26 protein-coding genes and 1 pseudogene are annotated in these 24,506 nt (G+C 53.1%); 11 read left to right on the top strand and 16 right to left on the bottom strand.

Going from position 1 to position 24,506, the window contains the following annotated elements; all coding sequences use genetic code 11:
* Nucleotides 1-112: 112 nt before the first annotated feature.
* From FQ192_RS11125 to FQ192_RS11105, 6 genes are all read left to right on the top strand, one after another.
* The gene (locus FQ192_RS11125) at nt 113-781 is read left to right on the top strand and encodes an ABC transporter ATP-binding protein (protein ID WP_149658667.1); all 669 of its coding nucleotides are present in this window, start codon (nt 113-115) and stop codon (nt 779-781) included.
* A 1-nt stretch (nt 782) separates the two neighbouring features.
* Nucleotides 783-3,254 carry an FtsX-like permease family protein gene (locus FQ192_RS11120; RefSeq protein WP_149658962.1) on the top strand — a complete coding sequence of 824 codons (2,472 nt, stop codon included), beginning with the start codon at nt 783-785 and terminating at the stop codon, nt 3,252-3,254.
* Nucleotides 3,244-4,299 carry a lipocalin-like domain-containing protein gene (locus FQ192_RS11115; protein WP_149658666.1) on the top strand — a complete coding sequence of 352 codons (1,056 nt, stop codon included), beginning with the start codon at nt 3,244-3,246 and terminating at the stop codon, nt 4,297-4,299. The genes FQ192_RS11120 and FQ192_RS11115 overlap by 11 nt, the downstream gene beginning before the upstream one ends.
* A gap of 62 nt (nt 4,300-4,361) precedes the next feature.
* Nucleotides 4,362-4,604 carry a hypothetical protein gene (locus tag FQ192_RS11110; protein WP_149658665.1) on the top strand — a complete coding sequence of 81 codons (243 nt, stop codon included), beginning with the start codon at nt 4,362-4,364 and terminating at the stop codon, nt 4,602-4,604.
* Nucleotides 4,605-4,613: 9 nt separating this feature from the next.
* Entirely contained in the window at nt 4,614-4,781 is a 168-nt protein-coding gene (locus tag FQ192_RS34015; protein WP_178129090.1) for a hypothetical protein, read from the top strand.
* A 418-nt stretch (nt 4,782-5,199) separates the two neighbouring features.
* The gene (locus FQ192_RS11105; protein ID WP_149658664.1) at nt 5,200-6,024 is read left to right on the top strand and encodes a VanW family protein; all 825 of its coding nucleotides are present in this window, start codon (nt 5,200-5,202) and stop codon (nt 6,022-6,024) included.
* 51 nt (nt 6,025-6,075) lie between these two features.
* Here the strand turns inward: FQ192_RS11105 and FQ192_RS11100 are convergent, their stop codons facing one another.
* Nucleotides 6,076-7,101 carry a hypothetical protein gene (locus FQ192_RS11100; protein WP_149658663.1) on the bottom strand — a complete coding sequence of 342 codons (1,026 nt, stop codon included), beginning with the start codon at nt 7,099-7,101 and terminating at the stop codon, nt 6,076-6,078.
* Nucleotides 7,102-7,939: 838 nt separating this feature from the next.
* Here FQ192_RS11100 and FQ192_RS11095 point away from each other — a divergent pair.
* The 5 genes from FQ192_RS11095 to FQ192_RS11075 are packed head-to-tail and all read left to right on the top strand — an operon-like array spanning nt 7,940 to nt 10,890.
* Nucleotides 7,940-8,530 carry a hypothetical protein gene (locus FQ192_RS11095; RefSeq protein ID WP_149658662.1) on the top strand — a complete coding sequence of 197 codons (591 nt, stop codon included), beginning with the start codon at nt 7,940-7,942 and terminating at the stop codon, nt 8,528-8,530.
* The gene (locus tag FQ192_RS11090) at nt 8,527-9,054 is read left to right on the top strand and encodes a DUF4303 domain-containing protein (RefSeq protein WP_149658661.1); all 528 of its coding nucleotides are present in this window, start codon (nt 8,527-8,529) and stop codon (nt 9,052-9,054) included. Before FQ192_RS11095 ends, FQ192_RS11090 begins: the two co-directional genes overlap by 4 nt.
* Before the next feature lie 28 nt (nt 9,055-9,082).
* Nucleotides 9,083-9,625, top strand: a complete 543-nt coding sequence (locus tag FQ192_RS11085; protein WP_149658660.1) for a CbrC family protein — start codon at nt 9,083-9,085, stop codon at nt 9,623-9,625.
* 45 nt (nt 9,626-9,670) lie between these two features.
* Complete coding sequence (locus tag FQ192_RS11080; RefSeq protein ID WP_149658659.1) at nt 9,671-10,411, top strand: hypothetical protein; 741 nt, start codon at nt 9,671-9,673, stop codon at nt 10,409-10,411.
* A 5-nt stretch (nt 10,412-10,416) separates the two neighbouring features.
* Nucleotides 10,417-10,890 (top strand): hypothetical protein, encoded by a 474-nt coding sequence (locus FQ192_RS11075; protein ID WP_149658658.1) that lies wholly within the window; start codon nt 10,417-10,419, stop codon nt 10,888-10,890.
* A 2-nt stretch (nt 10,891-10,892) separates the two neighbouring features.
* Here the strand turns inward: FQ192_RS11075 and FQ192_RS11070 are convergent, their stop codons facing one another.
* From FQ192_RS11070 to FQ192_RS11005, 15 genes and pseudogenes are all read right to left on the bottom strand, one after another.
* Nucleotides 10,893-11,180 (bottom strand): hypothetical protein, encoded by a 288-nt coding sequence (locus tag FQ192_RS11070; protein ID WP_149658657.1) that lies wholly within the window; start codon nt 11,178-11,180, stop codon nt 10,893-10,895.
* On the bottom strand, nt 11,177-12,220 hold the full coding sequence (locus FQ192_RS11065; protein ID WP_256672260.1) for a hypothetical protein: 1,044 nt from the start codon (nt 12,218-12,220) through the stop codon (nt 11,177-11,179). The genes FQ192_RS11070 and FQ192_RS11065 overlap by 4 nt, the downstream gene beginning before the upstream one ends.
* 361 nt (nt 12,221-12,581) lie before the next feature.
* Nucleotides 12,582-13,622, bottom strand: a complete 1,041-nt coding sequence (locus tag FQ192_RS11060) for a DUF6708 domain-containing protein (RefSeq protein ID WP_256672259.1) — start codon at nt 13,620-13,622, stop codon at nt 12,582-12,584.
* A 30-nt stretch (nt 13,623-13,652) separates the two neighbouring features.
* Nucleotides 13,653-13,898 carry a hypothetical protein gene (locus tag FQ192_RS11055; protein WP_178129089.1) on the bottom strand — a complete coding sequence of 82 codons (246 nt, stop codon included), beginning with the start codon at nt 13,896-13,898 and terminating at the stop codon, nt 13,653-13,655.
* 47 nt (nt 13,899-13,945) lie between these two features.
* The gene (locus tag FQ192_RS11050) at nt 13,946-14,311 is read right to left on the bottom strand and encodes a hypothetical protein (protein ID WP_256672258.1); all 366 of its coding nucleotides are present in this window, start codon (nt 14,309-14,311) and stop codon (nt 13,946-13,948) included.
* Between the two features lie 1,077 nt (nt 14,312-15,388).
* Nucleotides 15,389-15,628, bottom strand: a pseudogene (locus FQ192_RS34865) (hypothetical protein); the annotation flags it as partial.
* Between the two features lie 721 nt (nt 15,629-16,349).
* Nucleotides 16,350-17,075: a permease gene (locus FQ192_RS11040; protein WP_149658656.1), complete on the bottom strand. Its 726-nt coding sequence runs from the start codon at nt 17,073-17,075 to the stop codon at nt 16,350-16,352.
* Nucleotides 17,076-17,180: 105 nt separating this feature from the next.
* Complete coding sequence (locus FQ192_RS11035; RefSeq protein ID WP_149658958.1) at nt 17,181-17,810, bottom strand: hypothetical protein; 630 nt, start codon at nt 17,808-17,810, stop codon at nt 17,181-17,183.
* Nucleotides 17,811-18,874: 1,064 nt separating this feature from the next.
* On the bottom strand, nt 18,875-20,005 hold the full coding sequence (locus FQ192_RS11030) for a hypothetical protein (protein WP_149658655.1): 1,131 nt from the start codon (nt 20,003-20,005) through the stop codon (nt 18,875-18,877).
* A gap of 291 nt (nt 20,006-20,296) precedes the next feature.
* Nucleotides 20,297-20,884, bottom strand: a complete 588-nt coding sequence (locus tag FQ192_RS11025) for a permease (RefSeq protein ID WP_149658654.1) — start codon at nt 20,882-20,884, stop codon at nt 20,297-20,299.
* Between the two features lie 45 nt (nt 20,885-20,929).
* On the bottom strand, nt 20,930-21,124 hold the full coding sequence (locus FQ192_RS11020) for a hypothetical protein (RefSeq protein WP_149658653.1): 195 nt from the start codon (nt 21,122-21,124) through the stop codon (nt 20,930-20,932).
* A 50-nt stretch (nt 21,125-21,174) separates the two neighbouring features.
* Complete coding sequence (locus FQ192_RS11015) at nt 21,175-22,266, bottom strand: IS630 family transposase (RefSeq protein ID WP_149658652.1); 1,092 nt, start codon at nt 22,264-22,266, stop codon at nt 21,175-21,177.
* 460 nt (nt 22,267-22,726) lie between these two features.
* Complete coding sequence (locus FQ192_RS11010) at nt 22,727-23,071, bottom strand: hypothetical protein (RefSeq protein ID WP_149658651.1); 345 nt, start codon at nt 23,069-23,071, stop codon at nt 22,727-22,729.
* A 154-nt stretch (nt 23,072-23,225) separates the two neighbouring features.
* Entirely contained in the window at nt 23,226-23,357 is a 132-nt protein-coding gene (locus FQ192_RS34375) for a hypothetical protein (RefSeq protein WP_256672256.1), read from the bottom strand.
* An 89-nt stretch (nt 23,358-23,446) separates the two neighbouring features.
* Entirely contained in the window at nt 23,447-24,352 is a 906-nt protein-coding gene (locus FQ192_RS11005; RefSeq protein ID WP_149658957.1) for a hypothetical protein, read from the bottom strand.
* Nucleotides 24,353-24,506 lie beyond the last annotated feature (154 nt).

Below are 24,506 nucleotides of genomic sequence, written 5' to 3'. Positions count from 1 at the left end.
CGTTATTAGATACCTGCGCCTGAGTGACCGCTACTGTAAGAACTAACAGGTCGTCCATGGGCAGATGCCCGTCCGCTATCCTTGGCTCCACGCTTATCAATCGGGTCTGCCCATGCTGTCTGTCCACGGTGTTTTCAAAAGCTACGCCACCCCCCAAGGTCCATTGCCGGTGCTGCAAGGCATCGACCTCACCCTCAAACCCGGCAGCAGCCTGGCGCTGATGGGCGAGTCAGGCAGTGGCAAAAGCACCTTGCTGCACCTGATCGCCGGGCTGGACAAGGTCGACAACGGCAGCATCCGCAGCGGCGAGCACTGGTTGGAGCAGATGAACGAAGGGCAGTTGGCAAACTGGCGGCGCACGGAAATCGGCCTGGTGTTCCAGCAGTTCAACCTGATCGGCAGCTTGCGGGTGGAGGACAACCTGGCGTTCCAGGCGCGCCTCGCCGGGCGCCACGATGCGCGTTGGCAGGCGCATCTGGTGCGGCGCCTGGGCTTGAGTGATTTGCTCAAGCGTTACCCGGAGCAGTTGTCCGGCGGCCAGCAGCAGCGGGTTGCTCTCGGCCGGGCGTTGGCTTCGCAACCGAAACTGCTGCTGGCGGATGAACCCACCGGCAGCCTCGACGAAGCCACCAGCGATGAGGTGTTGAACTTGTTGCTGGAGCTGCTCGACGACACGCCCACGACGTTATTGATGGTCACCCACAGTCCACGGGTGGCGGCGCGGCTGGCGGAGAAAGTGGTGCTGCATCATGGTCGTCTGGCTGAAGCGGACGTGCGCTGAGGTGCGGGTCTTTCGCGAAACCTTGCGCGCGCTGTTGAGCCATTGGCGTCAGCATCCGGTGCAGTTTTTCAGTGTGCTGACCGGGTTGTGGCTGGCCACCAGTTTGCTGACGGGGGTGCAGGCGCTGAACAGTCAGGCGCGGGAAAGTTATGCCAAGGCCAGTCAGTTGATCGGCGGCGAACCCCAGGCCAGCCTCAGTGCGCCCAGTGGCGGCGTGTTCTCTCAGCAACTGTTTGTCGACTTGCGGCGGGCGGGCTGGCCGGTATCGCCGGTGCTGCAAGGCCGGCTGACACTCAAGGGCCACGATGATCAACGCTTGCAACTGATGGGCATCGAACCGGTGTCGTTGCCCGCCGGTTCGGCGGTGGCAGGGCAGGCGCTGGGGATGGAACGCATTGTCGAGTTCTTCAGCCCGCCGGGCCGTACCTGGATTGCCCCGCAGACCTTGCAGGCTTTGGGGTTGCATGAAGGTGAATCACCGGTTGCCGAAAGCGGGCAGACCTTGCCGCCGCTGCATGCCCAGCCGGACATGGCACCGGGTGTGTTGCTGGTGGACATCGGCTTCGCCCAGCGAATCCTCGGCCAGCCGGATCAACTGTCGCGCCTGTTGTTGCCCAAGGATTTTTCCGCGACCTTACCCGATCAATTCAAAGGCCAGCTCCAGCTCAAGACCAGCGGCGAAGAAAACAATCTCGCGCGCCTGACCGAAAGCTTTCACCTGAACCTCGATGCCCTGGGTTTTCTGTCCTTCGTGGTCGGCCTGTTTATCGTGCATGCGGCGATCGGCCTGGCACTGGAACAACGCCGGGGGTTGCTCCGGACCCTGCGCGCCTGTGGGGTCAGTGCGCGGATGTTGATCGGCTGCCTCGCTGTCGAGTTGGGTGGGTTGGCGCTGATCGGTGGCATCGCCGGCGTCGCCAGCGGTTATCTGCTGGCGAGTGTGCTGTTGCCGGACGTCGCCGCCAGCCTGCGCGGGTTGTACGGCGCCGAGGTGGCGGGGCAGTTGAGCTTGAGTCCGTGGTGGTGGCTCAGCGGCGTCGGCCTGAGTTTGCTCGGCGCGTTACTGGCGGGCGCCAACAGCCTGTTGCGCGCGGCGCGTTTGCCGTTGCTGGCGCTGGCCAATCCGCAAGCTTGGCATCAGGCTCATGCGCGGTGGTTGCGGCGCCAGGGTTGGGTCGCCGCATTGGCGGCGGTGATCGCGCTGCTGGCGTTGATCTGGGGAGACAGCCTGGCCAGCGGTTTTGTGCTGATGGCCGTGTTGTTACTCGGCGCAGCACTGGCATTGCCGGTGTTGCTCAACGCCGTGCTCAACCTGGTGCTGCATCGCAGTCGTACGGTGCTCGGCCAATGGTTTCTCGCCGATTGCCGCCAGCAACTGCCGGCCCTGAGCCTGGCGCTGATGGCGCTGCTGTTGGCGCTGGCGGCGAACATCGGTGCCGGCAGCATGACCGCCGGGTTCCGCCAGACCTTCAGTGACTGGCTCGAACAACGCCTGACCGCCGAGCTCTATCTCAACCCGCAAAACCCGGCCCAGGCCCGGGAGCTGCACACCTGGCTCAAACAACAACCGCAAGTCACTGCCGTGTTGCCGAGCTGGCAAGTGTCGATCCAGTTGCAAGGTTGGCCGGCGGACGTCTACGGCGTGATCGACCACCCGAACTACCGCCAGCACTGGCCGCTGCTGGAAGCGGTGGGCGACAACCCGTGGGAGCGCCTGACCAAAGACGACACGGTGATGCTCAGCGAACAACTGGCACGGCGCCTGAAGGTGCAGTTGGGCGATCACCTGACGATCCCGACGCCGAATGGTTCGTGGGCGCCGCGGGTGGTCGGGATCTACGCCGACTATGGCAATCCCAAGGGCCATGTGCTGGTCAACGTCAATCACCTGCTGCGCGGCTGGCCGCAACTCACGCCGAACCGTTTTAACCTGCGCATCGACCCGGCGGCGACCCCGGCGTTCCTTGTTGCACTGCAAAACCGCTTCGCGCTGGACGACAACCGCATCGTCGATCAGGCGCGGCTCAAGGGTTGGTCGACCCAAGTGTTCGAACGCACCTTCGCCGCCACCGCCGCGCTCAACAGCTTGACCCTCGGCGTGGCCGGCGTCGCGCTGTTCATCAGCCTGCTGACCCAGAGCCAGAGCCGTCTCGGCCAACTCGCGCCGCTGTGGGCGCTGGGCGTCACACGACGGCAACTGATGCTGCTCAACCTCGGGCAAACCTGGCTGCTGGCGCTGTTGACGCTGGTCCTGGCGCTGCCGTTGGGCATTGCGCTGGCCTGGTGCCTGGACACGGTGATCAACGTCCAGGCCTTCGGTTGGCGCCTGCCGTTGCGGGTATTCCCGCTGCAACTGTTGCAGTTGATGGGGCTGGCGTTGCTCGCCACGCTGCTGGCGTCGGCGTGGCCGTTGTACACCTTGTACCGCACCCGGCCGGCGGACCTGCTGAGGACGTTTGCCCATGAGGATTAAGGCCGCGCTGTGGTTGGTTTTGGCACTCTTGAGCGGATGCGATAACTCGGCACCCGATGAAAAAGGCTTCGCCGGGATGGGCGGCGAGGCGTCCGCGTTTACGCCGGTGGTGCCCGGACGAGTGTTCAGTTTTCCAGCGGATCATGGGCCGCATGATGGGTTTCGTATCGAGTGGTGGTACGTCACCGCCAATCTCAAGGACGCGCAAGGCAACGAGTTTGGCGTGCAATGGACGTTGTTTCGCAGCGCCTTGAACGCTACGCCCGAAGTGGCGGGCTGGAGCAACCCGACGATCTGGCTCGGTCACGCGGCGGTCACTTCGGCCACGGTGCATCACGCTGCCGAACGCTATGCGCGGGGCGGCGTGGGCCAGGCGGGTGTGAACGCGGCGCCGTTCAAGGCCTGGATCGATGATTGGCAGTTCAGCGGTCCTATGACCGATCTGCAACTCAGCGCACGGGACAAGGGGTTCAGCTATCAACTGCGGCTGACGTCAACCGGTCCGCTGGTGCTTCAAGGGGATCAGGGGTTCAGTCAAAAGTCCGAGCAAGGCCAGGCCTCGTATTACTACAGCCAGCCGTTTTTCCAGGCCAATGGTTCACTGGAGATCGACGGCAAAACCTACACCGTCAGCGGCCCCGCATGGCTCGATCGCGAATGGAGCAGCCAACCCCTCACGGCCAATCAAACTGGCTGGGACTGGTTTTCCCTGCACCTGGACAGCGGCGAACAGGTAATGCTCTACCGCATGCGGCAAAAGGACGGCGCGCCTTTTTTGACGGGCACCTGGATCGATGCCCAAGGGAAAACGCAGTTGTTGCAGGGCGACGACATCAGCCTCACACCCGGGGACACCGCCAAGGTTGCCGGCCGATCCATGCCTGTGCGTTGGTCGATAAAAATCCCCGGAAAACACCTCGACATTAGCATCAGCGCATTGAACCCGAATGCGTGGATGGATTTGCGCATTCCTTATTGGGAAGGGCCGGTGCGCTTGAGCGGCAGTCATGCGGGGCAGGGGTATCTGGAAATGACCGGTTATTGAATCGGAACTCTCGCCGCAACGACGTCCTCCTACGTTATGAAGCCCGTTCCCTGGAGTCCGCCATGAGCGACGACCTCAAACCCCCGGATCTTGCCACTTGGCAACGTCTGTTCGACGACAAGGCCTACTGGCAGCAATCCCCCGACGCCCACTACAGCGACCTGCTGCGGGTGGCCGACGACTTGCTGGGGCAGGGCGCCATCGACCTCGAACAATGGCAAACCCTGAAAGCCAAGGCCGAGCAATCCCACAAGGATTCGCCTGCCGTCAACGTCGCCCGGGAAGTCGACGACCCTGAAGCCTGAGGAGCCCCCATGAAACCCATTACCGAATCCGAACACCCCGACGAACCCCGGCCACCCGGTGAAACCGAGCGCGACAACGACCCCCTGCGCCCCACCGACCCGAACAAGCGCAAGGAAAACAGCAAGGGCACCGACAGCGGCGAATCCACCGCGCAAGAAACGGCGAACACGCCCTGATCTGCAGCAATGGTCGTCGTTGTTGTCACTTACGCCGATTTCACTGAAAGTGAACCGTCAGCACCAGAGCTGAGTATTAGCTCTACATAAACTGATTATTCTTGTATGACTCTTGTATAAGAATAATCAGCGTAACGTTCCAGTTGGTGAGTTTAGTGTTTGTAAGTTTGATATCCGATAAATATCCACCCAAGTTGTATACATAAAATTTCATGTATGTGTATGCGGACATCTTCATCAACTTCTATTAATATGCCTTTCGTTCGCCCAGTGTCAGGGCTCTTTACCGGTGCATGGATTGCCAGGCCATTACACTGGGCGAACACCTTCTTTTAGTGCGACACGCACTTGCAGCAATACGTTAAGATGCGCGGCTTTTTACTCAAGGAAGAAAACGGCAGCCGCCGATCTGACACGGATGAAACCACTCTCCCTCTACCACCCGGCCCTCTATTGGCTGCGCGTGTGGCAAAAACGACTGTTCCGCCAATTGGCCTGGCGCTTCTCCCGCAAGACATACACCGTGTCGCTGGACAGCACCCGCTTGCCATATCGCTACCTCAAACACACCTCAAAACTGATTCGTAAACTGGGCAACTCCGATATTGCACTGCAACATAACAAAGTCATTAACCTGAAACTCGCCGTGGCGTCGGTCAATGGCGTCGTCATTGCCCCTGGTGAGTATTTTTCTTTTTGCCGGTTGGTGGGTCGACCGACTCGCCAGCGCGGGTATGTCGAAGGCATGGAATTATCCTTTGGTGAGGCACGCACGGGCGTCGGTGGCGGGATCTGCCAATTGAGCAACCTGATTCACTGGATGGCGATTCACTCGCCGCTGGTGGTGGTTGAGCGCTCAAATCACAGCTTTGATCCTTTTCCCGATGAAGGGCGGGTACTGCCCTTCGGCTCCGGGGCGGCGATTTTTTATAACTATGTTGATTTGGTGTTGTACAACCCGACGGATCGGCATTTTCAGTTGAAACTGAATGTCGGCGAACAACAATTGGAAGGGGAGTTGTTGTGTGACCAGATTCGGGAGTACCGGTATCACGTTTATCAACGGGAACATCGGTTTGTGCGCGACGGTGGCCGGGTGTTTCGAGAGAACGAAATATGGCGGGATGTACGCACCAAAGGGCAGGACAGTCAGTTGGTGAAGAGTGAATGTCTTTATCGAAATAGGGTGGTGGTCAAGTACGCGGTGGATGACGCGTTAGTTGATATACCGGTCGTAATATAAAAAACGGGCGATCTCAGGATCACCCGTTTTTTTATCTTTATCAGTTAAAGATCAGACCTCTTTTCTCCAGGCAGTAAACGTGATGGCGGTGCCTTCATCCTCTTTATCCCGGATGTCGATTTTGTAGGTGCCGCCGCCCGCAACGCCGTCAACCCGTGCCTTTTCATCATTGGCCTGTAACTCGGCACCCTTGGCGTGCTGTTTGTAAAACCTCAGTACGTCGGCGAACGGCATATAGGTGTGCAACATGACCTCGAACTCATGCATGGGACGGCCGTCAATCTGGTCGAACTCACCCTCCATCGGGGAGCCTTTGATTCCGGGCGAAATGTAAAACCCATCGGCGCCAACGCCCGAGAGAAAGGAATTCGTCGGCAGCAGTGGGAGCATCGCCTTCGGAAGGTCGGACGGCAATTGCGAGGTCGTCCAGGACGGTTTTTTCGGGTCCGTGGTGATGTACTCGACCGAGCCGATCTTCTGCGCCTTGGCGCGTGTTTCCGGATCTTCGCTTTCAGCCCAATACGCGACCAGCGGAGGCAACTGTTTGCTCCAGACAATCATCGGGTCCGCGTCGCTCTTTTTCGCGCCTTTGGCCTGGAAAATCGTCAACACGGTTTCGGGACCCGGGTTGCAGGACAACGTCTCTGTACGGGATTTGACGGTGCAATGCCCATTGACCAACCCCACAGCGATCAACTGCCCCTTTTCGTCCAACAACAACGCGGCGCGCTCGTCGCCGTGGTTACCATCATCCATCGCGGTCAGCATCGTGCGCCCGGCCGGCACGCCTTCCTCAAATATCGTGAATTCCGAATCGAGGGCATCGAGTATCTGCGACACGATCAAACTGCCGTCGAGGGTGTAGCTGCCGGTGGCGTAACCGATGAAATCAACCAATGCCGCGCGTACGGCCGGATCTTCATTGAGCTGAGGCGGCCGCGCAGCGGCGGGCGCGTTGGACAGCACGAGCACGGTGGCACCGTCGGCGCGCTTTTCTGAACGAAGTGACAATGCCGCGGCATCAAGAGAAACGGACAACGCCAAAAGCAGGGCGAGGGGGCGTGCGATGGTAAACAAGGGTCATTCCTTTGCTGGGTGGTGATCCGGTTTTATTGGCTGACGGCATGCGTCAGACGAAATGGCGGGTATTCAACCTGTGTGGGCGTCAAAAAGCCAGGTTAAACTTTGGGTTGCGTTATCGGATTCGTCCATGCGGTGGGGATTTTCAATTGATATATGCACTTCACTGAGGCGCGAGGAACAGAGTTTATAAGTTTTTTATGATTTAAAGACTTTCAAGGTCGAGGTTGCAGCCATAGGTTTTTAATCGTTGGATTTCTAGTAAATGCCGTTTCCTTTGAAGAAGTCGGGAGTTTCATGTTTGTCGATGGCTATTTCGAATGTTGTTTTCATTGATGTTGATCCCTGTCCTACTCTCGCCATAAGCCAACAAAATCATCAAAACTGTTAGCTACAAAGCATGTACTGCCGGATTCTGGATCGAACATCTCGACAGGGGTGGAGTGTGTATTGAAATTCGACAAATAAGAAAATCGCCCGCATCCCGGGCAATGGGTACCCATCCAGTGGGCAGCCCGGCAACTCTGGTGTGCCAAACAATAGTGCCAGCCTTGAATGACGGGGAGAACGAGAAAAACTCGCTTATGCAGGTGCCTGCGCCAGAGGGCTGTCGCGCTACCTCGATGACGGAGCCATCTGAAGGATATACTTACGCCGCTGCCGACGCAGCGGGCGAGTGAGGTTGACCAGCTATTGCCGCACAGGTGGATGGACGAACGTGTCCATGCCCCATTTAGGCCGACCAATGCCCCCAGCCCACCGCACCTTAAATACAGTGCTGGACGATTGAGGGTTGGCGAACGCAGCTGTTTTGATCAAATAAGGATATTTGTTAATGACGACCCCTGATGAAGCACCGCAAGCATTTACGCAGTTCGTCACGCTATTCAATACGTGGCCTGACTCCCTCGGCCAACTGCACCTGCGCGAGAGTCCAGCGGACCTTACGGCTATTGCCGAAGCCCCCAGAGCCGGAATCATGAGCAGCTACTTCCAGTGGATAGACTTCCCTGATCGCCCCATGATCGGCGGGGATTTCATGCTCGCGCTCTATGGTCCTGACGACTTGCCCAAAGCGCAGGAGGGATGGCACGCAACAGGTGATGAAAATCCGGCGTGGGGCTGGAAAGACAGCTTCACTGTGTTCGCTGATCGCCATGGCGATGTGCTGGTTTATGATCGCCTTGATGAACACTCCGCCATATTTGGCTCGATTCAAAAGCGCTCATTCAAGGTAGCGGCGAATATTCTCGCGCTGATACGCGCGCTGGAAGCGGGTATCGCGGTGCAATTGAACGAGTTTAATGATGCCACTTGTGACGATGACGACGACTATACGCCTGCCTTTCTGTCCAGGGTCAGGGAAGTGGTCGGCGATGTTGAGGGCACGGATGTGGATGGTTTCATGAGGTTCTTTTTTGAATGAGCGACTCGGGCCAGATCAACGACCATTTTCAGCGAGATATTCAGGTAGCGTGCAAAAAGGCCATCGAGCAGTTTCGCCAAGCGCACCCCACCGCCGATGTCTGTGGGTTTGCGCTGTACTCAGACGCCGATGCGCGGACGTTGGTGCCGTCGTTCAACACGGCTGATCACTTAACGCGCATGCAGGCTGAAGAACCTGCTGAGCAGCGGTACTTCAAATGGTCACCCGCTGAATGGAGCCACGAAACGTTCGGTGGCGAACACTTCAACGCCCTGTCGAACCTGTTGTGGGACTTGGCTGATTCGATTCCCGATGAAGATTTTGAACGTCACCGCGCGCTCGTCTTCGAACACTGTGTTGCGGCCTTGAAGCCGCTAACGACGTGCGCGTTTGAGAACGCCATTTATGTATTCACAGTCTCTGACTTTCAAAGCGTGCCGGAAGAAATCACCTGGATTACGCAACTCAATTCCCCCGAGCAAGCCCTCGAATTCAAGACTTGGTTAGAGCAGGTCGAGCAATGAAAGGCATGCACTTAACAAGGATGCGTACATGACACTGCCCCACTTTATTTACCATCCCGATCCCGTCGGTAGCGGTTCGGTGCAACTCTCTTCCGCCACTTGCGTGAGCTGCAATCAGGCGCGAGGCTACATTTATGTGGGCCCGGTATACGCCATTGATGAATACGAAAACTGCATCTGCCCTTGGTGCATTGCCGACGGGAGTGCGCACCAGCGCCTGGGCGCGACGTTTGTCGATGACGAGAGTATCGGCCTGGACGGCGAAGACACGCTGAGCGAGGCGCAGATCGCCGAAGTCAGCCAGCGCACGCCTGGTTTTAGCGGCTGGCAGCAAGAGTGCTGGTTCACTCACTGCGACGACGCAGCCGAGTTTGTCGGTAAGGTCGGCCATGCAGAGTTGCTTGAACTGGGCCCCGCAGCCATCGCCGCCGTTCAGGACTCAACAGGGTTGGAGAACGGTCCGCAGTGGCAAGCGTTCTTCAATGCCCTGGATAAGGATCATGGGCCTACCGCCTACCTGTTCAAATGTCGCCACTGCGCCACGCTGGGCGCTTACCAAGACAGCCATTGATACCCAAGTTCTCAACCCGTAGCGACCCACAAGGAAGAACCTCTTATGAGCGACGATCACACCCCCGACTTCACCAAAGTCCCCACCGGCATGCTGCCGTTCCCGCCTGTTGAAGACATGTTTGTCGCCGATCAACTGGAACTGGCCAACCATCTGCACCCTTTGTTCAGCCTCGATATCAGCACCGTAAACCCCGAGTGGTCGGGCGTGCTGCACATGCTCAGCCCGTTGGAGCCGTACGAGGGCTTTGTCGGCGAGCTGACCGAGTGGGACGGATACCATGGCTACCTGCTGAAAACCAACTGGATCGGCTTCAAGGTCGAGCAAGGGCGGTATCGCTTGTGCGGCGATCCACGCTACTTCTTTCTGCACGAGGGGAATGCACAGCTGGCTGATCCTCACCCGGAGGCGAGAGCGGATCTGGAGCGGCACTACGCCGATCAGCACCGCGCGTTTGCCGCCACCGTTGAAAGGTTTAAAACCAGCGGCGTGCTGGCGCGTGAGGATGGCGAACCGTTGTATGCAGTGGAATTTGTCGCGCAACTGGGCGGCGAAGTCGATGGCTGCGCCAACTGGGTGGAGGCGGTCGAATTTCCAATGCACATCGTTGAACTGGACCCCGACCGCGGCGATTCGAATGTCTACCCCCTGAGCCCTGCGGGTAACCGGTTTTTCCACGTGGCAAGCGTTCCGGGCTGGCATTACCGGACGGCCGGCGCAGACCTGATCGTCATGTTCTACGAACCGATTGAAGGCTTGGTGCTATTCACCTTCGATTACAGCTGAATCCCATGAGTAAGACCGAACTGCAAACCCTTGTAGTCAGAGTTAAAAAGTATCTCTCGATTATCTTTTTTCTCTGCCTTGTAGGCGTTTTCATCTATGCATACCTGCACAAACCGGAATTCCCTTCTGAGATAGTCCTGAAGCAAGGCTTCATTCCGGGGCAGTCGATCTACATCGTTCAGGATGCCAGGGATCCAGATGAGCCCAAAAGCCTGAGGTTCTACGTCAACAACGGCGGCAGTAGGAATAATGAGACGATGAAGGTGCGCCTCGGCAAGACCCCGCCCTTCCTGGTCTCGGACACTGACTTGAAAGACGTGGTCATCCAGCGAGTCTCTAACGGCCTGCACATCAAGCTCAAAGGCGCAGTCTCGGATTACCAGAGCAACCTTTACCTGGAAGATGGCGATACTTACACCACCTACCGTGTAAGCCTTGAACAAGTCGAAACGCGACCGCCCTTGCCGAGCGGTCGGTAAGCTTATTTCAGCAAGGCAATCACTGCGCAGACAACCGCAATCGCCAGCGCCGGCCACTGCATCGGCATGAAAAAGAAGTGGTGGTGAACGCCATCGGCGTGAACCTGGCGATTCAATACAAAGCCCAGCACAACGTTGATGGCTGAACCGATACCCACCCCCATCAAAAAATGCATGAGCGATATATTGCCGGGCTTAACGCTGGGATCCATCAACAACCACATCAATAACAGCACCATGACTATTGGTGTTAACAAGGTCATCCAGCCTGCGCCGCGATAGATCATCATTTGCTGTTCATCTCGAAAACATCTGCAGCTGACTCGCGTGCTTGCTCTTCAACAGCCAACACGACATCAAGCGTATTGAGGCACAGGTCATGGCTCAGGATGCCGGTGGTGGTGGTCGACAATACGGGCTTGCCGTTTTCGTCCTTGATCACCACGTTTTTGGTCCAGGCGTTGAGGTCTACCGTACGCAGCGACGACATCGGCACTTTGTTGCCTTGGTACTCGAGGAAATCCTGGCGCACAACAATTGGCGCGGTAGTTATTTTGAGGAAGTTACCGGTCACTCGCTTGCCCCAAACCTGCTTTGAATTGATGCAGTTGAAAGTTACGGAGCCGCCCGACTCCAGCGTTTGTGCAACAGACGGCAGGCGCGCGCGTACGTGCAACTCACGAACCAGTTCCTGAAACTTCTGAAAGCCTTTGAGGGATTCGAGAACCCGATGAAACGGCTCCGCGGCATTACGGCGATAGGCCAGGTTTGTGATCAGGCCGGTCAATGCAGTTTGCCCGGAGCTGAACAGATACAGGTCTTCTATCTCAGCAAACGGCATGTAGTCGCGCTGCTCTTTAGTGATGCGCACGAGGCCGTGTTCATAAACTTCGTAGTGGGTATTACGCAGCTTCTTTTGCCAAACGTAGATACCCAATATGCACAGCCCCGCAATGGCCAACAAACCGGTCGTGAAATAAAACATGACGTGTGTGCTGGCGAAATTGAGAGTCATGCCTCGGGACGTCTGAAGACTGACCGGGCCGTCATTGCCCATCGGCAAAATCGTGCTCAGATAGAAGACGAACACGGCGAGGCCCAAAAACGCAGCGGCCAATATCAGGTTGAAAATCAAAAAGGCCTTACCCTGGCGGAACGTCGCGATCAGCTCGCCGGTGGCGGAAGAAGCGTGGAGGTCGGTTGAATGCATGAGTGCTTGCGTCCCTGTCATTGAGTAGATGCGCGCTTTTAGGCGCGGCGCGGTGTGAACGGTGCGCCTTGGCCGTCCGGTATCGATATTAATCCAGAAGTAAGCGGACAGTGAGGCCATCTTGCGTTTTATCTAGTCGTTGGTAGCTTTAGAGCTAGCCGATACAGCACCTTCTTCAGTCGCGACAAAATAGCTTAAGATCAGGCGAAAGCTGGAATGGAATATGTCGACTAAAGGACACAACATTCATTGAAATCCCCTGTTCTCACATCAGCGAGCGTTTGAATAATCGCCGATTCACGGTAGCGGGCAACACCCACGGGCTATTGCCGCGTAGCGGGTTGGATTTAGGTGACTTGGCCGGACGGATATGTTCAACATGCGTCCTGCTCCTTGCAGGGGAATCTTCCCGGTTTGCCGTGTGTGTTTAGCGTCGAAGGGGGCTCTGGGAAGCCCCGCCACAGATAAAAATCTGTCTGCTTTATGTAGGTATTTTGTTCGACTCGCCAAGCTTAATCTTGAAGTAGTCCAGCAAGTTCTTTCCTTCTAAAAATGCCTTTCGGATCTCAGCACTTTCCTTAATCAGTTCCTCGCCAGGTACTGCATGTTCTTTAATAGGGCGCGGTAGCGACCACTCCAGAACCTCCCTTGGGAAGCCTGCTTTAGGGCGGTTATTGATCCAGGCGGCAAGGTAACAAGGAATCGTCCAGCCACTGAAAAACTGAACTATCAAGAAGCCGAAGACATATCGAAGCAATGAATGATGGGAGCGATAACCTTTTCTACACATATGGAAGTAGGCGACCGAGCCGGCTTCGAATTCATCCGATTGCCCCTCGGGCAAGGCTTGCGGTCCATCTTCCATATAGACACGGATTGCCTCCCACTCAGCGATCGCCTGATTCAAATTTCCACTTGGAACACTGATCCAAAGCACATCGCCGTTTTTCGTCTCACGTAGCCCAATCATTAATTTGAATTCAGGAATGACAGCATATTGAGTGATCAATTTGCTGATCGAGACACTCGTAATGACTTCCTCCCACGGTACATAACGTGGGGTCATGCCTTTTTTGGGAACAAAGACGACCTCGCGACGCTGACGATTGAAGCGTACAGGAGGTTGATTGCTAACCCGACGAATTGCAAAGAAAAACACGCAAAGGTAGAGAGTGGCCAGCGCTCCCACAAAACCCCAAACGGCAATACTTGTAAAGAAATCCAGCCAGCTACTCCAGAAAGGTTCTATGTCGCGTCTTATCCAGGATCCGAAACCCGTTGTGAAAAACAGAAAAATCAACAGGAACATAACCGCCCCGATTCCGGCTCGAGTCATAAACTCAAAGCTTCCTCTAGAAACGGCAAAGTCCAAGACTACTTCATCGGCATAGCGGTGTAGCTGGCGAGCACTGAAAGGCTGCACTCCGGTTGGCACTGGCTTTGGTGATAAATAGAGTGTTTCAGTGCCTGATTCTCTGTCGATGTCACCTGCTTGAGGCAGTCGGTCATATCTATTTTTCAAGGGTATGGCTCGTCAAGTAGAGGTCTCGGGTTATTGAGTCGGTTCGGCAAATGTCACCTTAAAGTAATCCAACAGGTTTTGGCCGTCGGCAAAAGCCTTCCGTATTGCAGCGCTTTCCCTGAACAGATCTTCACCAGGCATAGCATGTTGTTCAGTGGGAAGAGATTGTGACCATTTTTGAACCTCTTTAGGGAAGCCCGCCTTGGTGCGGTTATTGACCCAGCCGGAGATGTGATATTCGGACTTGCCCAGCCTGCCGACGGGGCGGGCTGGCAAGCGGAAGGCTCGTCGGCGATCTAAGCCTTCTCGACGCTTTTTGTTCTCTACGATGTGCGCTGTTCTTCTGCCAAAAACAGACTCTGCAAGTCACCCTTCAGCGTGTCGTTGTCTATGCCGTAAGTCAGAGAAAACGCATCGTTTACACCCGCTATTGTGCTGACGCCATCCATGATTCCCAAAAGGTTAGATGTGGTATCGACCATTGTCTGCCTGATGACCTCAAAGAAAACTTCTCGCTGTTCGGTAGGTAGCGAGTTGAACAAGGTTAAGGCTCGCTTCCAGTATTCGTCGGTTGCATCGTGAATGGTCGTGTTGGCGAAAAGCTGTCTGTAAATACAAATATTCTCCTCCACGACAGCCGTTTTAAGTCCAATGACAAAGTCTTTCGGGGTGATCGGGTTGCTGCTCACTTGGATTAGGCCTCGGGTTAAGCGTCTTTTTTCTTTATTGGGGGGGGCAGGATGCTCGCCGCCCCCCAATCTTCACGACTACCGACACATCGTCCAATCCTACCAGCGCAACGCTTGCGCAATCTGATTCGCCTCTTTCCCGGATTGCCCACCCTCCATGATTGGCGCCCGTAGCAGCGACCGTACCCCCTCGCGATCCACAATCCAGAACGTCATTTTCGTGGGCGTTTTCCGCTGGATACCAGCCACGAAGTCGTCGGACACGGGGCCTTGTTCGCCAGGCAGCTTCGTCACATCGAACTCCCATATTTGCCCGGTTGCTTGCGACTTTCCTGGTTCGGCCGATTTGGGTGAGAACTTCGTCTTGCGCATATCTGCGGCTTGTAGCCCCAGCTTTTTCACCATGAAGGCACGCAGCAACGACTCAAGATTTTCGTCCGATGTCTGAGCCGAATCCACGGTGAGGCCAAGCTGTGCCCCTGTTTGCAAGTTTTCGTAGTAGAAACGATTTTCCGTGTCCGTTCTCAAACGGTAGTCGCCCACGCGCAAGGGCAGGTGAATGCCTTTCCAGCTATTCACTAGCGCATTTTCATCCTTCGGTGTTCCCCAGCCGAGCGTCGCATCGCTTTGCTGCCATTCGATGAGCTTCCGGTTCAGGGCGATGGCCTCCTGAGTTCTGCCCTGGCGGTAGGCGATGTCCGCTGCGTAATCCAGCGCAGTGCGATAGAAGATTTCATTGATAGAGCCGTTCTCCCAGGCAGGTACGGCCAAACCCAGCGCGCTGCGAGCGGCATCGAGGTCGCCGTGCCGGTACTGCGACACACCGATAAGTGTCTGCACTCGCGCAACTTCATCCGGGAAAAAGGCGTCGGGCAGCGCCTTTTTCGCGAGCTCAGCAGCCTTCGACCAGCCACCCGGAAGCTCCCAGGTTGAATCCATGTCTTGGGTCTGTTCGGCCATCGTGCGCTCGCGGAACAGCGGTGGTGCGCTTTGCCATTTCAGTGCCGCGAACAACTTGTGCATTTGCTCAACGGCTTGGGCTTCGTCGCCTGATCTGAACATCACATCAATGTCCATGGCCAGACAAACCTTGTTGTCGGTGTAGCGGTGGTGCAGCCATAGGGCATAGTCGTGGGAGCCATAACCGCTGGGAAGCAGTTGTAGCACTGGGTCGAATTCTTCGAACGGTGCAACGAAGAGGCGGCGGAAACGGCGTTTGAAGCGAAGCATGCCGTCGATGCGGTTGAATTCGCTTCCGTCGTGGGTGGTGATTTTGCTGTGGAGCCAGAGCAGGCAATCAAAACCGATGGCACCCATGAAGTAGAGGAAGGCTCCGGTCCATAGGGCTACTTGCAGTTTATTATGGCCCCATAATGAACCCGTCATTCCAAGCACGATTCCGGCGCAAACAATAAAACCAATAATCTGTACGTGGTGAACTATTTTTTTTTCTGTCATATAAAGAGTTAATGAGCCTAATGATAAAAGAAGAAATACCACTACCAAGAGTAGTAGTGACGAATCTCGCAGATACTTCGCTACCTCCAATCCGGGTAGAAGCGAGCTCAAAATCCAAGTTCCCCAAACGACCCAGATGAATGGAAAACTCATCAGTTTTAGTAAGAATAATAGATGTGGGACCTTGCTTGAGTTTTGAAAGTGCCAACTTTTAGCATCGCAGTAAATTTCTTCTTTTTTTCCGAGTTTCTGCTGCTGTAGATAGCGCGTGTGCTCTTCACCTTGCAATTGGGTAGTAATCTCCATCGCCGGTTCAAAATTGGCGTAATGACCAAAGGCGAGACGGGTATCAAAGTTCCCTGAGCGATTGGCATCTCCCGCCCATTTCGGCGGTGGTAAAGGCTCATGACTGTTGCTGCGATAAGCACTGGCAACGTACGGGGTATCCTTTTGTACGGTCATACAGAGAACTCAGTGTTTTGATGTGCCAATCCCTAGCGGTTGCCGGGCGTGGACGAAGTCATGGCTGATTATTGGCCAATAAATCTGTCCCGTTTCTTATATTCTTCTTCATGCTTTTTCAATATGGCCAAGTGTCTTCTGTGAAAACTGCGGTTTTAGGCAGTGTTTCTTTTAGTAACTTTAAATATTGCTCAAGATTTTTTTTGTTTTCAAAGCGGGTTTCAAACCCTACGGTCTTGTCGGTCCGATGAATGACTACAACAGAACTGGGCCTATCAACGGTAACAAAATTGTACTCGTTCCATGGCCTGCTTTTTTCGTATTTTTTTTCATTTTTCCAACCGAGTAAAAATTTCGCTGCGCCTAAGGACATTGCTACCGGACCAAATAGAAATATCAATGAATTTGTGTAAAACGCTATTCCGATGAATAAAAGAACTACGAATATTGCACTGCCTTTGAACAAAGGGCCAGCAAATTCAGGGTAGTAGAGAGTGTGCTCAACTGCAATTCCGGTTGTAGTAGCTCGGTAATTAAATATGGTTTTTTGTCTTGTTATTAATAGAAGACCACCTAACATGGTGAAGACTATAACGCACATTCCAGACCAAATATCTAGATTTTCTCCGATTTGTCCCCACATTTTCCAAGTGATCGCCAGGCATATTGTCATGGCTAGGCCTAGGATTATTATTGGACCTAAGATTATTTCGCGTCTAGGTTGATTTAGGACCTTACTTGTCCATGACATCAACTGGCTTCCTTCCATGGAGTGGATGAAGTCGCTTTGCTCTATTGATGCCTCATTTTGTTTTATGTCGTTATCAGGTTTTTCTTTGTGCATTTCTTCTTTATTCCGGAAGTACAAAAAAATGGGATAGGTTTATTTTTACGCGACCTCCAGTCAAGGAATGCAAAGAAAATAAGTTATCCCTTTTAAACTTTACGTTCAACCACGATGAACATCATCAAAGTCATCGGCCTTCGGCGTTGACTGGATGCCTTTAGATTCTTGAGCGCGGTAGTAAGCTTCGATGCTCAGGGACGGATCAATCCGAGCCTTGATGATGCAGGGTTGTTGTTGCCAAGGGTATTGCTGCAACTGTTGAGTCAGCTGCTTGAGACCTGTCGCCAACCAACCCTTTTCCGACTGGTCGCGCCAGCGTCTCGGATTACGGCCCGTTTTAGCGTCGTAGACCGCAGTTACCGGATCGAGGTGGCGACTTTGCTCCAGCACTGGCAGGTCCGGCAGCGGTTGCGTGACGTCCATGTAGCGTTGCAGGCAATCCCAGAAGGCCAGTGCATTCGCCTGGTCGAGGCCCAAGGCGTGGACTTTGGTAGCCAAACAAATCTTGTTATCGGTATAGCGGTGATGCAACCACAGGGCGTAGTCATGGGAGCCATAACCGCTGGGAAGCAGTTGCAGCACTGGGTCGAACTCTTCGAACGGTGCAACGAAGAGGCGGCGGAAACGGCGTTTGAAGCGGAGCATGCCGTCGATGCGGTTGAATTCGCTTCCGTCGTGGGTGGTGATTTTGCTGTCGAGCCAGAGCAGGCAATCAAAACCGATGGCACCCATGAAGTAGAGGAAGGCTCCGATCCATAGGGAGATTTGTATCCCATCATTCCCCCAAAAAGATCCTTTTTGCCAATACACAATACCTGCACAAATAAAAAAACCTACGATGTGCATGTGATGGACTATTTTTTTCCCCATCATGTAAAGCGTTAGTGATCCAACTATGAGAACGGTGGAAATAACGAGAAAAAATAGTAATGACAAGTCTTGCAAGTATTTAGCTACGTCATGACCTGGAATAAATGATCCCAATATCCCTGTCCAGACGATCCAGCCAAAAGGAAAGCTAATCAATTTTAGTATGAAAAGTAGATGTGGGATTTTGCTCGTGTTTTGAAAGTACCAACGCCGCGCATCGCAATACACCTCTTCCTTTTTTCCTTGTCCCTGCTGTCGCTTGTAAATCGTGTGCTCTTCGCCTTGCAACTGAGTAGTAACCTCCATCGCCGGTTCCAGATTGGCGTAATGACCAAAGGCGAGATGAGTGTCAAAGCTCCCTGAGCGATTGGCATCTTCCGCCCATTTTGGCGGTGGCAAAGGTTCATGACTGTTGCTGCGATAAGCACTGGCAGCGTACGGGGTATCCATTTGTACGGACATAGAGGGAACTCAGTGTTTTAGTGTGCCAATCCCTTGCGGTTACCGGCGTGATTGAGGTCGTGGCTGATTCTTGGCGGTTATCGGCTTTCAACTCGGCCTGTCGCTGGCGGATAGCCTGTTCCAGCTCTGGAGAGCGCTGGGACCATTGTTCGGGCGACAGGGGTTTGGACCACTGGCGGCACCAACGTTTCTCTGGGGCAGTTCACTGCCAGGGCGGTGCATGCAACACCTTTACCGCTTGATCCACATGGGTGTCAGGCAGGACTCGACCGTAGCCATCGACGAGAAAACGGGTACGACGGGTTCAACCGGGCAGGTTGAGAGAGAGGGCAACCCTGCAGTTAAAAACTGCAGGGAGAGTTGGCTTTTTGCCTTGAATGGAGACCGGCTAATGGGGTTCCCGTTCACCTTGTTTTAATGCAAGCAGATTAGGTCTGAAAAAGCACCTTTGTTTGTGTAAAACATCACGCCTTTTTCTTTCCGCCGTTTTCTGCCTGATAAACCTCTGCAAAAATTTCAGTGATTGAGCGCAGGGGTTTTTGCTTTTTTAGTTCTTTGACCCGTTTACTCAGTCTTACCAATACTTCACTTGGCTTTGTCCATTGCTCTTCAGGTAGTGGCTCGGACCAATCACGCATGGCTTGCGGCAGTGCCTTACGTCCGACTTTCGCTATGCGGCGAATCTCCCATTCGACGATTCGATTGGGTAACGTCCAGAACGTCATGACGTGGGAAAGGTACCAAAAGAATGCATAGACCCAACCAACTTCCTTTTCGTGAATCCTGCGGTGCAGACGTGTTCGCGCATTTCGGAACGTGTGCATCCCCTCATGTGGCGGATCGTTGGGACCTTGCAGGTCCATGGGGTCTTGAATGTTTTTGAGGTCATGGACTTCGTACTCCATGTAGGCACGTACGGCTTCCCAATGGGCAATCGCAGGCGGCAGGCCTCCACAAACGAATTCGACGCTGACCATTTGGCCCTCATGTTGATATCCCATGCCCATCCCGTACTGTCGCCGGACACCATATTGCGTGGCGCCTTGCGCCTGAACTACCCAGGCGGAGAGCGATTCCCAAGGCACGAAAACTGGAGTTTCTGCGCGAGTGGGCATAAAGCAGACTTCACGGCGCTGACGGTTGAAGCGTGTGGGGATGACATTTGTGTACTTTTTATGATTGTAAAACCACACCGCTAATCCAACAGTAAGTCCACCTATGTACATACAAATGGCTGGTTCCCGAGTAGCGATAAAAAGGTCTGCACTGAACTCCAGAACTTCAGCCAATCCAAAGCCGCTGGCAGCGACGATTAGTCCGACAATCAGCGGAATGCCTAATATCATTAAGAGCGCGGCGGTAAAAGGACCTCCCAGTATCATCTGCCATGAAAAAACTTGGGGTTTACCGCCGCCGAAATCCAGATACGTATCATTGAGATCGCTTACATATGGGCTGTGTGGCGATGCGTCGGTGGGCAGCGGCAACGGTGCCAAATACATCGTATTGCCAGAGGGAAACCACTCTATGTCTCCCGCGCGGTGCAATTGCCTTGCCGCTGGATCTATCGGATCGATATCAAGGTTTTTAGACATGCGAAGCAAACTCCATCATCAGGGGTTCTACCTGGAGCAGAGGCGCTTGAGGGGGAGGTGGGACTCGATCAACTGAAGGGAAGGCGCCAATTCCCCTTGGATCAAGACGGATATAGTGTGTTCTCTGTTGAGGCTGTCCGCTGGAACTGGTGCTTTGAACAGCCACGAAGAAAATAAATCTGTCCCGTTTGCCTTCGTTTACCTTGCGCCTGATTCATTTGACGCGATTTCCTGCCAAAGAATGCTAAGAAAACTAAACATGTCCTCTATAGTCTCCCTTTAGTCTTCTGTTTACCATTTCATCTCGGCTTCTGAAAATATCGCGCCTGCTGGTAGTAGTGAGCGCAGGGTGTCTAGATATTTATCAAATAGTTCGTTGGGCAGTTTAGCCTCGAACCCAACCATAAATTCAGTCTCTTGCGCTAAGATGATTTTTCGTTTTCTGTCTACTGTTACAAATTTATAACTACCCCATTCGGCTGATGTCTCGATCTGCGGTGTGTTAGTCCACTGTATAAAAAATCTCGCCGCGACTACCGCCATGCCTGTTGGTCCGGCAAGCAATAAAATCAAAGATTGTTCAAATACAGCTAGGCCAATAATAAAAACAAGAAATAATATAGAGATGCTTTTAAATAATGTCCCAGCTGCTTTTGGGAAGTGGAGTTTCGACTCCACGACGCCAAATGAGTCTGTGATGGTGTAGCGGTAAATTGTTTTTTGTCGAACCACTAGTGTCCATAAGTAGATAGACATTAATGTCATTACGGTGCCGAAGCGAAGACTTAGAAATACAGGCTGCTCATTTTCAAGCAAGTGTAAAAAATAGTTTTCATAAACGCCATTGGCAATCGCAATTAATCCAGTCAACGGACTCATGGAGGGTTACATTGTCATCAGTTTTCATTGTTTTTGCGGCTTACGTCATTCGTGAATAGGAAGTACGGCTGCATTTTCACGGCCACCAAGTTGTTGCACCACTAAACTACTTTTGTCCAATGCGCTATTTCGAGTATCTTTTTGATCTTTCACGCCTTCTTCTGAAAGCTCTAACTGATAGCGGTAACCTCTGTCGCCCTCGCCAGTCGCTAGGGTTTCGGTAGGGTACCAGATTTGCACTTCGATATTCTGAGCTTCCTTGGTAAGAGGAACCCTAGTGTCCTGAGCGGTTAATTCAATAACTTATTTTTTATCGCTCCCAGCTTTGCTTTGTTTACAGAGCTAATGATGGATTCAGCCGTCTTGTTCCACTTGAAGGGCTTAGCCGAAAGGTCATTGTGGGCCTCGATAAATTGACGAATAGCCGCTTTCAGTTCGGCCACGCTGGTGAAAACACCCCGATACAGTGCTCGCCTTTCCAGCTGCGCGAACCAGCCTTCCACGGCGTTCAGCCACGAAGCACTGGTCGGTGTGAAGTGCAGTTTGAAACGCGGGTGCTTCTCCAACCATTGCTTGATGGCCGGTGTTTTGTGCGTCGAGCTGTTGTCCAGAATCACATGCAGGTCAAGCTCTGCGGGCGTCGCGCGGTCGATCTGTCGCAGGAAGGCCAGAAACTCTTTGGCCCGATGGCGTTGGGTTATCCGCCCGATAACCTGGCCGGTCAGGATGTCAAAAGCGGCATACAGACTGGCGGTGCCATGGCGTTTGTAATCATGCGTGCGTCGCTCGATCTGGCCAGGGCGTAGCGGCAACATCGGTTGTGTGCGATCCAGTGCCTGGATCTGGGTTTTCTCATCAACCGACAGCACGATGGCGTTATCCGGCGGGTTCAGATAAAGCCCGACGACATCGACGACCTTATCGGCAAAATGCGGATCGTTGCTGATCTTGAACGTTTTCAAACGATGGGGTTTAAGGTCGGAAGCGGCCCAGACTTGTCGCACTTGCCAAGCCGTAACGGCGGCATATTTGGCCATCAAGCGCACACTCCAATGCGTCGCCTCACGAGGCACGCGCTGGGTGGTCAGGGTAAGAATCTCCTTCATTTTTTGAGTGCTGAGCTTGCGAGGCTGGCCACTTCGAGGCAGGTCGTTCAAGCCCTCAAGACCCGCCTCCAGATAGCGCTTTCGCCATTTGAACACCACCGGCGCTGAGACCTGGAGCGGATGGCTGACGTCTTTGGGCGTTAATCCATCCGCCAATAACAGCAGAATTCTGGCCCGCTGCCCGAGACGTTGTGCCAGCGAGCCCATCCGCGACCAGCCTTGTAGTGTGGCTTGGTCAGATGGCGTTAAAACGAATGGGGCGGCGGGCTTGGCCATGTGCACTACTGCTCAGTGAGGTCGAAGTCTGGTCAGTATATCGACATGTTTTTCGATAATCGAACTAACCGCTCAGGACACTAGTCTGCCATATAAGAGGCTCATCTTCGGTTGGTAAAGAAGGCGCAGCATTATGGCGAATGTTAGGTTCTTGACGTGTGCTCGGTGTTATTCCGAATGAGCCGGCTTGGACAATTTCTCCATTATTCAAGAGCGGTGACTCTAATTCGTCATTTAATTTCGCCACTGGGAGTATATAAAAAGGTCTATGGCTGGAAACTAAATTCATTCTAAAAAGAGATCCTCTTAGTTGTGCGGGGAAATATATCTGTACCCAGGCGCCGTCTTGAAGGTAATATTCCGTTTGCCCAATGGATGGACTATACCGATATGCTTTGATAAACGTAGGCTTTACAAATAAAGATGGGCTCATTTGAATTTCTAATAAAGACCTATTTTCTTAATTTTTATCATATATTTTTTCATTTGGTGTTTTGCTCCAGGTAGATTTGTACAGCCAATTTCCAATTGCATCTCGTTTTAGATAATTTAGTGTAACAGTTGCTAATAGGTACACAAACCCAGCGATTAACGCAGCCGCGGCAAACCACGGATTCATGGCGATTGCTATTAATTTCGCGCTTCCCAGCAAGCCAGAGATACCTGCAATTAACTGGAATAGGCTGATCACAGCCATAGATGCAACTGCCACCTGTTTTACCACAAGCGCCGCTCGCACATCGCTATTTTTCGTACCTTCCAGATGGTGTTGTATATCCCAATATTCAAAGCCTGTCGCTAGCAACGAAAATGCACCAAGTCCAATAAGACGTCCGCTGAAAACTCGAATTATTTTTCCCCAGTCTTGCCTCTGCGAAGTGGGGCTTTCCCAAGATAAGAAAGTAAATCTGTCCCGGTTACCTGAAAAAAAGAATTTCCCGGGCTGCAGTTAAGGCTGGTTATGTCCCAGCAAGTTTTACAGTTAGAGCCTCAATCGCAATGATAAATTCAATGTAAGCACCAATTGCACCACCGATGGTTCTCAACTCACCCTTCGCCCGTATGTTTTGCTCTTTACTTTGAAATTCCACATCCACGTTCCAAATCTCAATCAACTACACCCCCGACGGAAAAAATGGCGTGAATTTAGTATACTAAAACAATAGATCTGCCCCTCTTTTTAATCAACGTACTTCACATGATTTGCCATCAGGTTGGTGCGGCTGAAGGTGTCGATAGCATCAATTCGCTTTAGCATTTCCTTAACTTTAATCTTAAAAGTTTCGTCATCCATATCAATCCAATATCGGGGCGCACGACCGATTACCTGATCATGACTAGCTGTTGTTGGATCTAAATGGCGGTGAGACTCATAAAGGGGAAGGTCGGGAAGTGGACGATTAACATCCATGAAGTTTTGAAAGAAATCCCATAAGGCACAGGGGCGTTGTGTTGTGTTGTCGGGTATAATCAAGCTGTTGAAGTTTATGCGGATGTCTCGATAGCGATGTAATAAATAAAGTCCATTCATAGGTAGCCCCTGGCGGTCAGGGCTAGTGAAAATATAAGCATCAAATTCGTGGAACGGAGCAGTTTTTATTTTGGCTGTTTCGTTGTTTTTGAGCTTTTTGTATTCAAATACGGTCACTGTTCCAGTACGTCGATTTAGTTCCCAAAGTGGGCCTTTGGGTGGGCGAAACCAGAAGTGTGGAAAGTAACTGATCACAGTGTTTCCAATAACCCAGCAAAAAAGAGGTATACCTAGAGTCCAAGAAAAAAAACCACTCAAGGCTTCTGTGAAAAGTTCCATCCAAGAGCGTTCTAGTGATAGTGCTCCAATAAAAAAAACGAGGACGGTGATAGGGAGCAGGACTATGAAACTCCACTTTCCTCCGGCTTGCATGAATAACCAGAACTGAGAGCGAAACGGTAGCTGAGCGAATCGGAAGCATTCGTGATCATATTTCTGGTGAAGCTCTACTCCTTCAAAGGGAGCGGGCACATAAGAGCCTCTCCTTCGTTTTTCTTCTTGTTCTTTTTTTAGGTGTTCGTTGAAACGTAAATCGCTTGGCGTTGGATCTTCCATTATGCTTTCTGGGGCAACATCCTGAGACGCTCCCCAAGGTAAGCGAATTCCCGAAAAAGCATTCATTCCAATTCGCTTTACTGAATCAGCTTGGTTTGGAATTCGATTTGGGCGATAGGCCTCAGGTGCATAATAAGGTTTGATTTCGATAGAG

The sequence above is a fragment of the Pseudomonas sp. ANT_J12 genome (assembly GCF_008370045.1).
Taxonomy (GTDB): Bacteria; Pseudomonadota; Gammaproteobacteria; order Pseudomonadales; family Pseudomonadaceae; genus Aquipseudomonas.
Note: the sequence above shows the minus strand (reverse complement) of the source record. Positions and strands in the feature narration are given on the sequence as shown.

What these genes read in the sequence shown, in the direction of transcription:
- FQ192_RS11125 (WP_149658667.1), top strand. Translation starts at nt 113, where the DNA reads ATGCTGTCTGTCCACGGTGTTTTCAAAAGCTACGCCACCCCCCAAGGT.
- FQ192_RS11115 (WP_149658666.1), top strand. Translation starts at nt 3,244, where the DNA reads ATGAGGATTAAGGCCGCGCTGTGGTTGGTTTTGGCACTCTTGAGCGGA.
- FQ192_RS11110 (WP_149658665.1), top strand. Translation starts at nt 4,362, where the DNA reads ATGAGCGACGACCTCAAACCCCCGGATCTTGCCACTTGGCAACGTCTG.
- FQ192_RS34015 (WP_178129090.1), top strand. Translation starts at nt 4,614, where the DNA reads ATGAAACCCATTACCGAATCCGAACACCCCGACGAACCCCGGCCACCC.
- FQ192_RS11105 (WP_149658664.1), top strand. Translation starts at nt 5,200, where the DNA reads ATGAAACCACTCTCCCTCTACCACCCGGCCCTCTATTGGCTGCGCGTG.
- FQ192_RS11095 (WP_149658662.1), top strand. Translation starts at nt 7,940, where the DNA reads ATGACGACCCCTGATGAAGCACCGCAAGCATTTACGCAGTTCGTCACG.
- FQ192_RS11090 (WP_149658661.1), top strand. Translation starts at nt 8,527, where the DNA reads ATGAGCGACTCGGGCCAGATCAACGACCATTTTCAGCGAGATATTCAG.
- FQ192_RS11085 (WP_149658660.1), top strand. Translation starts at nt 9,083, where the DNA reads ATGACACTGCCCCACTTTATTTACCATCCCGATCCCGTCGGTAGCGGT.
- FQ192_RS11080 (WP_149658659.1), top strand. Translation starts at nt 9,671, where the DNA reads ATGAGCGACGATCACACCCCCGACTTCACCAAAGTCCCCACCGGCATG.
- FQ192_RS11075 (WP_149658658.1), top strand. Translation starts at nt 10,417, where the DNA reads ATGAGTAAGACCGAACTGCAAACCCTTGTAGTCAGAGTTAAAAAGTAT.
- FQ192_RS11070 (WP_149658657.1), bottom strand. Translation starts at nt 11,180, where the DNA reads ATGATGATCTATCGCGGCGCAGGCTGGATGACCTTGTTAACACCAATA.
- FQ192_RS11065 (WP_256672260.1), bottom strand. Translation starts at nt 12,220, where the DNA reads ATGGCCTCACTGTCCGCTTACTTCTGGATTAATATCGATACCGGACGG.
- FQ192_RS11040 (WP_149658656.1), bottom strand. Translation starts at nt 17,075, where the DNA reads ATGCACAAAGAAAAACCTGATAACGACATAAAACAAAATGAGGCATCA.
- FQ192_RS11035 (WP_149658958.1), bottom strand. Translation starts at nt 17,810, where the DNA reads ATGGGTGCCATCGGTTTTGATTGCCTGCTCTGGCTCGACAGCAAAATC.
- FQ192_RS11030 (WP_149658655.1), bottom strand. Translation starts at nt 20,005, where the DNA reads ATGTCTAAAAACCTTGATATCGATCCGATAGATCCAGCGGCAAGGCAA.
- FQ192_RS11025 (WP_149658654.1), bottom strand. Translation starts at nt 20,884, where the DNA reads ATGAGTCCGTTGACTGGATTAATTGCGATTGCCAATGGCGTTTATGAA.
- FQ192_RS11015 (WP_149658652.1), bottom strand. Translation starts at nt 22,266, where the DNA reads ATGGCCAAGCCCGCCGCCCCATTCGTTTTAACGCCATCTGACCAAGCC.
- FQ192_RS11005 (WP_149658957.1), bottom strand. Translation starts at nt 24,352, where the DNA reads ATGGAAGATCCAACGCCAAGCGATTTACGTTTCAACGAACACCTAAAA.